7 protein-coding genes are annotated in these 7685 nt (G+C 73.1%); 4 read left to right on the top strand and 3 right to left on the bottom strand.

The window, feature by feature from the left end:
* Positions 1-1243 (top strand): double zinc ribbon and FHA domain-containing protein (locus PINTE_RS24635; protein WP_245643065.1); only part of this gene is annotated, 1243 nt, incomplete at its 5' end.
* Between the two features lie 14 nt (positions 1244-1257).
* Here PINTE_RS24635 and PINTE_RS19400 read toward each other — a convergent pair.
* Positions 1258-1971: a hypothetical protein gene (locus PINTE_RS19400; protein WP_068433975.1), complete on the bottom strand. Its 714-nt coding sequence runs from the start codon at positions 1969-1971 to the stop codon at positions 1258-1260.
* Between the two features lie 216 nt (positions 1972-2187).
* Between PINTE_RS19400 and PINTE_RS19395 the strand changes: the two genes are divergently transcribed.
* Together PINTE_RS19395 and PINTE_RS19390 are read left to right on the top strand one after the other, a co-directional pair.
* On the top strand, positions 2188-3399 hold the full coding sequence (locus tag PINTE_RS19395) for a M20 metallopeptidase family protein (RefSeq protein WP_068433974.1): 1212 nt from the start codon (positions 2188-2190) through the stop codon (positions 3397-3399).
* A gap of 215 nt (positions 3400-3614) precedes the next feature.
* Positions 3615-4820, top strand: coding sequence for a TIGR04053 family radical SAM/SPASM domain-containing protein (locus PINTE_RS19390; protein ID WP_084343831.1), 1206 nt, complete (start codon positions 3615-3617; stop codon positions 4818-4820).
* 70 nt (positions 4821-4890) lie between these two features.
* Here the strand turns inward: PINTE_RS19390 and PINTE_RS19385 are convergent, their stop codons facing one another.
* Positions 4891-6093 (bottom strand): AI-2E family transporter, encoded by a 1203-nt coding sequence (locus PINTE_RS19385; protein ID WP_169798583.1) that lies wholly within the window; start codon positions 6091-6093, stop codon positions 4891-4893.
* Positions 6094-6247: 154 nt separating this feature from the next.
* On the opposite strand from PINTE_RS19385, the gene PINTE_RS19380 reads away from it, so the two are divergent.
* Positions 6248-7270, top strand: a complete 1023-nt coding sequence (locus PINTE_RS19380; protein WP_068433970.1) for a threo-3-hydroxy-L-aspartate ammonia-lyase — start codon at positions 6248-6250, stop codon at positions 7268-7270.
* A gap of 244 nt (positions 7271-7514) precedes the next feature.
* Here the strand turns inward: PINTE_RS19380 and PINTE_RS25160 are convergent.
* Positions 7515-7685 (bottom strand): lysoplasmalogenase family protein (locus tag PINTE_RS25160; protein ID WP_217996651.1); only part of this gene is annotated, 171 nt, incomplete at its 5' end.

Genomic DNA, 7685 nt, shown 5'->3' with positions numbered 1-7685 from the left:
GGCCGAGGCGCCGACGCCGCCGGCGGCCGGCGCGCAGGTGTGCCCGAACTGCGACACACCGAACATGCCCGACGCGCTGTTCTGTGAGGCCTGCGGATACGACTTCACGACGGGGGTCATGCCGCGCCCCGTCGCGTTGACCGACGGCAGCTACATCGGCGGCGTCGACCCGACCCGGGCCTCTCCCGTGCTCGAGGTCGAGCCGGCCGGCGACGAGTCGGACGCCGACGAGGGTGCCGCGCCGGAGTCGGGCGCGGAGGAGTCGGGCGCGGCGGCGTCGGGCGCGGCGGCGTCGGGCGCGGAGGAGCCGGCCGTTGAGCAGGCGGCCGCGGAGGAGCAGGCCGCGGAGCAGCCGTCTGTAAAGGAGCCGTCCCTAAAGGAGTCGTCGGCGGAAGAGCCGGCTGCTGAAGCGGCCGGACCGACCGGCGGGGCCGGCGACGCCGACGACATCGGCCGGAAGCCCGCCTCCGGGTCAGGCTCCGGAGCAGGCTCTGGACCCGACTCCGGACTCGACTCCGGCTCAGGCTCTGGATCGAGAACTGGGCTCGGCGCTGGGTCAGGCCCTGAGTCCGGTGATGGGGCCGGATCTCGAGGTGATGCGGCGGACGCCGCGCACGCTTCGGACCCCGCGCAGGCTCCCGAGCCCGCGCAGGCCCCGGATCCCGCGGAGGCAGCGAACCCAGCGCGGGCCTCGGCCGCCCCGCCGGCCTCCGACTCCCCGCAGCCCCCGCGCGCCTCGAGCTCCTCCCCCTCCACACCCTCCGCGGGCTCCCCGGGCGCACCGGTGCCCTCGGCCTCGAAGCGGATGGCGAACCGCCCTCCGTCGCGGGTGACCGTGAAGGACTGGGTCGTGGAGATCTGGATCGACCCCGACTGGTATGCGGTGCAGGAGAGTCCGGAGCCGTGCCCGTCTCCGGGGGTGCCGGACATCGTGGCCTTGCACGACGGCGCGCTCGTGGGGCGGCCCTCGTCGAGCCGCAACGTGCGCCCCGACATCGACTGCGGCACCGACACCGGAGCCAGCCGCCGCCAGGCGCTGTTGACGACCGACGGGCGCCGGTGGTGGATCGAGGATCTCGGCTCCTCCAACGGCACCTACGTGGGGCCGGCGAGCGGTCCGCTCCCGGTGGACCCGATCAGCTCCAAGGTCGAAGTCGACGCCGACGACCGCATCTACGTGGGCGCCTGGACCCGCCTCGTCGTGCGTCCGGCCACCGACTCCGAGCGTGCCGGTCTGGGCTGACGCGACCGGGCGGGTCACGGCGCCTCGGCCTCGCGGGAGACTCCCAGGCTCGCGAGCAGGTCCTCGTGCAGCTGCATCCCCACCACGTGGCAGGCCGTCCATTCCGGGGCGTCGACCCAGCCGAGCGAGCCGTCGTGCACCCCCTCCAGCGCCGCGTCGAACCGCTCGGCGTGCACGCCGAACCGCGGCAGCACCTGCGTCACGGAGTCGGTGAGCCGGCGCAGCCGGCGTCCGAGGTCGTCGAGCTCGTCGACGATCGCCGCGTCGTAGGCGACGTCGTGGTGGTCGTTCTCGGCCAGCGGGTCAAGGGCGGTGGGGCGCAGCTGCCAGCGCGTGCACGCATCGAGGAGCTGCTCGTTCCAGGGGCGGAAGCGCTCGTGGGCCGCGAGCAGCGCCGGCCGGGCACCGCGGGCCTCGACATCGGCGGCCAGCCAGCGCTCGTTCTGCTCGCGGCCTCGGTCGGTCAGGCTCCACAAGACACGCCGTCCGACGAGCGGCAGCGTGACGTCGTGGCGGGTCACCCACCCGAACGCCTGTGCGTCGAGCAGCAGGTCCCCCACTTCGGCGTGGTCCAGCCCGTAGAGCCAGTAGAGCGAGATGACGTCTCGGTGGCTGGGCATCCCCAGCAGGCGCACCGCGTGCAGGGTCATCCCGAGCGGCGTCAGCCGCCCTGCGTCGTCGGAGTCATCGTTGTCACCGTTGTCATCGTTGCCAGCGCCCAAGACCACGCCTCCATGCTGCCGCACGGCCCCGCCTCCACTCGTCCACTTCATGCCAACAAGCGGCGCCGGGCGGCGTCGCTCGGAGGGGCCTGGTCAGGCGGGCGCGGCCCGGCTCCGGTCGGCAGCTCTGGAACCGCGACCCGCGCGGATGGCAGGATCGCAACAGGGGCGGACCGCCCGCCAGACCCCGCCACCGAACGCCACCGAACGACGGAGGGCACGATGTCGCTGCTGCAGGACGCCCGGGAGATCCACGACGACCTGGTGGTTTTCCGCCGCGAGATGCACCGTGAGCCGGAGATCGGGCTCGACCTGCCGCGCACGCAGGAGCGGGTGCTCGCGGCCCTCGACCCGCTCGGGCTCGAGGTCGGCACCGGCTCCGCGCTGACGTCGGTGACCGCCGTACTGCGCGGCGGCCGGCGCGACGCGGCGAACCCGCGGGCCGTGCTGCTGCGCGCCGACATGGACGCGCTGCCGGTGCAGGAGGAGACGGGTCTGGACTACTCCTCCCGGGTCGACGGCGCGATGCACGCGTGCGGTCACGACCTGCACACGGCGATGCTCGTCGGCGCCGCACGGCTGCTGCACGCCCGCCGCGACGAGCTGCCGGGCGACGTCGTGTTCATGTTCCAGCCCGGCGAGGAGGGCCTCCACGGCGCCCGCTACATGATCGAGGAGGGTGTGCTCGACGCCGCCGGTCCCCGTGTCGAGGCCGCGTTCGGCATGCACGTGTTCTCCGCGATCGACCCCGGCGGGCAGTTCATCACCAAGCCCGGCCCGATGCTCGCCTCCGGCGACGAGGCCCGGATCACGGTCCGCGGCCGCGGCGGGCACGGCTCGACGCCGGTGCTCGCGCAGGACCCGATCCCGGTGGCCGCCGAGATCATCACCGCGACCAACGTCGCCGTCACCCGGCAGTTCAGCGTCTTCGACCCCGTCGTCGTGACGTTCGGGGTGCTGCGCGCCGGCACGAAGTCGAACGTCATCCCCGACGAGGCGCACCTCGAGGCGACCATCCGCTGCTTCTCCGACGACAACCGCGCCCGGCTGCGCGAGATGGTGCACCGGGTCGCCGAGGGCGTGTGTGCGGCGCACGGCCTGACCTGCGAGATCGAGTACGACGCAGGCTATCCGGTGACCCTCAACGAGGAGTCCGAGACCGAGTTCGCCCGACAGGTGGCTCTCGAGCTGTTCGGTGAGCAGCGGCACACCCGCTGGCCGCATCCGATCAGCGGCTCGGAGGACTTCGCGTACGTGCTGCAGCAGGTGCCCGGCTCCTTCGTCGGCCTCTCCGCCGTACCCGAGGGCGCCGACCCGCTGCGCGCCGACTTCAACCACTCCCCCCGCGCGACCTTCGACGACCGCGTGCTCGCCGACGGCGCCGCGCTCTACGCCGAACTCGCCCTCCGCCGCCTCACCACCGCACGCCCCTGAAAACCGCCTGTCGCCACCCAGCACCGCTGTTCGGTGGGGTGAGGGGGCCGAAGGGCCCGGGCCGGGCGGGCGCGGTCGGGATTAGCGTCGAACTCATGCCACACCCAGGTCCCGGCGCCGGCCACCCGCACCGACAGCACGGACAGCACGCGCACCACCCGCACGGAGCCCCGGGCCACCCGGGACGCAGCGCCGCGGCGGGCGGACCGCCTCCGATGGATTTCGACAAGGCCCCGTTCGTCGTCATCTGGGAGACGACCCAGGCGTGCGACCTCGCCTGCCGGCACTGCCGGGCGTGCGCACAGCCCGAGCGAGACCCGCGCGAGCTGACCACCGCCGAGGCGAAGGCGATGATCAGCCGGGTCCGCGACTTCGGGCGCTGCATCTTCGTGTTCTCCGGCGGCGACGCGCTCAAGCGCCCCGACATCGTCGATCTCGTGCGGCACGGCGCCGACCTCGGTCTGCGCATGGCGATCACCCCCGCCACGACCGACCTGTGCACGCCGCAGGTCATGCGCGACCTCAAGGAGGCGGGCCTGATCCGCCTCGCGGTCAGCCTCGACGGCTCGAACCCGGGCATTCACGACACGTTCCGCCGGGTCGACGGCTCCTTCGAGCACGGCCTGCGGATCCTGCGCCAGGCCCAGGAGATCGGCCTGTCCACGCAGGTCAACACGGTGATCCGCAAGGACAACCTCGCCGACATGGACGACATGTGCGCGCTCATGGAGGGCCTCGGGGTCGTGTTCTGGGAGGTCTTCTTCCTCGTGCCGATGGGCCGCGCGACCCCCGACGACGTCGCCGGTGCCGACGAGTTCGAGGCCGTCTTCGACCGGCTCTACGAGCTGAGCAAGACCGCGCCGTTCGACATCAAGGCCACCGCGGCCCCGCACTACGCCCGCGCGGTCATCGCCCACAAGCACGCGGAGGCCGCGGGCCAGCCGGTGGTCGCCAACGCCGGGCCGGTGCAGCTCGACGTCATGACCAGCGGCCTGCGGCACTCGGAGTCCGACGGCATCGGTCGCGCCCGCAACGTCAACGACGGCGACGGGTTCATGTTCATCAGCCACATCGGCGAGATCTTTCCCTCGGGGTTCCTGCCGATCGCGGCCGGCACCGTGCGCGACGACGACCTCGTCGAGGTCTACCGCACCTCCGAGCTGTTCACGCGCCTGCGCGACCGGTCGAACCTGCGCGGCAAGTGCGGCGTGTGCAACTTCCGCGCGATGTGCGGCGGGAGCCGGGCCCGGGCCTACGCGGTGACCGGCGACCCGTTCGAGGCCGAACCGTTCTGCGCCTACACCCCGCCCCGCTGGGCCGCCGCCATCGAGCGCGGACAGGCCCGGCCCGACGAGGAGTACTTCGGCCGGTTCGAGCGCTACCCCGGCTCCGGGCGATCTCTGCAGGTCACCGCGCTCTGAAGGCGCCTGCGGCCGCGCGTCGAACTCGCCGACCCGGTCTCGACGCTGGCCGCGGTCGGCTGGGCGGGACTCAGGTGGGGCGGGGCGCGCCGGCCCGGCCGCGGAAGGCCCCGGAGGCGCTCTCCTCGGACTGCTCCTCCAGCTCATCCGGCTCCGGCTCGGGGTCGTCGAGCACGACGTGTCCGGTGTCGTCGAGGCGCAACGGCATGTGCGCGGCGCGGATCGTCGCGTTGAGGAACGCGACGGTCGGCACGGCGAACAGGGCGCCGGCGATGCCGCCGAGCGTCGTGCCCGCGAGCACCGCCATCGCCACACCGAGGGGGTGCACCTCGACGGTGCGGGCCATGATGAACGGCTGCAGCAGGTGCGCCTCGAGCTGGATGAGGACGACGATCGTGATGGCGACGACGATCGCCGCCGCCGGCCCGTGTTCGATGAGGGAGACGATGATGCACAGCGTGCCGGTCACCGTCATGCCGAGGATCGGGATGTAGGAGCCGACGAAGATCAGCACCGACAGCGCGGCGGCCATCGGTACGTTGAGGACGACCAGCAGCACGAACACGGTGCTCGCGTGCAGGAACGCGATGATCGTCTGGCCGCGCATGAAGCCGCCGAGAGTGCGCCAGCCGAACCGGCCGACGAGGTCGATGCGGGCCCGCGAGGCCACCGGCAGCAGCGACATCGCCCAGCCCCAGATGAGGTCGCCGTCGCGCAGCAGGAAGAAGGTCGCCAGCAGCAGGAGCAGGCCGCCGGCGAGCAGGTGCGACAGCGCCGACAGCGTCGACAGCGCGCCGGAGACGAGCCGCTCCTGGTTGGCGGCGATCGCCGTCTGCAGCTCGACGCCGTACTGGTTGACCTGTTCGTCGCTGATCTGCAGCGGGCCGTGCCGCAGCCACGTGGCGAGATACTCGACGGTCGCCATGAGCTGCTCGCCCATCTTCGGGGCGTTCGTGCTCACCTGCGTGCCGACGAACCACCCGATGAGGCCGAGGAAACCGACTCCGACCAGGAGCGCGAGAAAGGCCGCCAGCGAGTGCGGCACCCTGAGGCGGTCGCGCAGCCACCGCTGCACCGGCCCGAGCACCGCGGTGAGCAGCAGCGCGACGACGAACGGGATGGTGACCATCGGCACCATCGCGAGCCCGCGCACGAGCAGGTAGCCGACCGCGCCGATGAGCAGCAGCCGCCAACTCCACTGCGCCGCCTCACGAATGACGATCGGCACGGTGCGGCCCTGACCGGCGGGAGGCGGTGTGTCGGGCAGCTGCACGTACTCCCCCTGGTACGACGGGCGGGGGGCGCGGCGACTCCGCGCGTCCCGACGCTCCCGGCCTTCGACCATCGTTGCCAACCCCTCTGCGGACGCCCCTGTGCCGTCCGCTCCTGATCCATTGTGCGCTGCCGCCGCAACCTAGAGTCGGCGCATGCCTCTCTCCCCTGACCGTCCGCGCAATCCGGGCGCCCCGACTCCGCCCACGCCTGCCGATGTCGAGGCCGCCGCCAAGCGGATCGCGGGGGTCGCGCACCGGACGCCGGTGGTCACGTCGCGACGCATCGACGCCGAACTCGGCCTGCGGGTGTTCTTCAAGTGCGAGAACCTGCAGCGCACCGGCGCCTTCAAGTTCCGGGGCGCGTACAACGCGGTGAGCCGGCTCGACGAGGCCGCCCGCGCGCGAGGCGTCGTCGCGTACTCCTCGGGCAACCACGCGCAGGCGATCGCGCTGGCCGCGTCGCTGCTCGGCGTGCCCGCGACGATCGTCATGCCCACCGACGCGCCGACGGCCAAACGCGCGGCGACGCAGGGGTACGGCGCCCGCGTCGTCGAGTACGACCGCGCCACGGAGGATCGGGTCGCCATCGGTGCCCGGCTCGCCGAGCGCGACGGTCTGACGCTCATCCCGCCCTACGACCACCCGCACATCATCGCCGGCCAGGGCACCGCCGCCCGTGAGCTGCACGAGGACGTGCCCGGCCTCGACGCCGTCGTCGCTCCCCTCGGCGGAGGCGGGCTGCTCGCCGGCACCTGCCTGGCCACCGCGGCCGCCCGCGCGGCGGGGGTGACCGCCTCCGGGTGTGGGGTGTACGGCGGCGAGCCGGAGGCGGGCGACGACGGCAAGCGCTCCCTGGAGGCGGGGCGCATCGTGCGCATCGAGACGCCGGCGACGATCGCCGACGGCGCGCAGACCCAGTTTCTCGGCGAGCTGACGTTCCCGATCCTGCGCGAGCACGTCACGGGCGTGGTGACGGTCTCCGACTCCGAACTCGTCGCGGCGATGCGCTCGCTCGCGGCGACCACCAAGCTCGTCGCCGAGCCGACCGGCGTGCTCGGCTACGCGGCGCTGCGCCGCCTCGCCGAGCGGCTGCCCGGCGCCCGCGTCGGCGTCATCGTCTCCGGCGGCAACGTCGACCTCGACCGCTACGCCGCCCTGCTGACCCGCGGAGCCTGACCCGCTGAGCCTGACCTCCGCCGAGCCCGACCTCCGTTGAGCCCGACCTCCGTTGAGCCCGACCTCCGTTGAGCCCGACCTCCGTTGAGCCCGACCTCCGCTGAGAACTGCGTGTCGTGGTGAGGCCTGCGACACGGACAGCAGTCGTCACCGTGACACGCAGTTCTCACGGTTGTTCGCTCGCGGTCGTTGGCTCGGGACGTTCGCTCGCGGTTGTTGGGTCGGGTTCGTTGGGTCGCGGCCGTCAGGGGGCTCGGGTGAGGCCGTACTGGCCGGCGCAGTAGGTGGCCATGACCGCGGAGTCGAGGGCGCTCGGCGGGCCGCCGAGCACGAACATCCGCAGGCCGAGCAGCGCGTCGCTGCACCAGAACAGCGCGGCCCCGGCCCGGGTGCTCGCCGGTTGCGCGCGGCCGGC

The sequence above is a fragment of the Piscicoccus intestinalis NBRC 104926 genome, from assembly GCF_001515525.1.
GTDB lineage: Bacteria > Actinomycetota > Actinomycetes > Actinomycetales > Dermatophilaceae > Kineosphaera > Kineosphaera intestinalis.
This window is presented reverse-complemented; position numbering and strand designations above follow the sequence as displayed.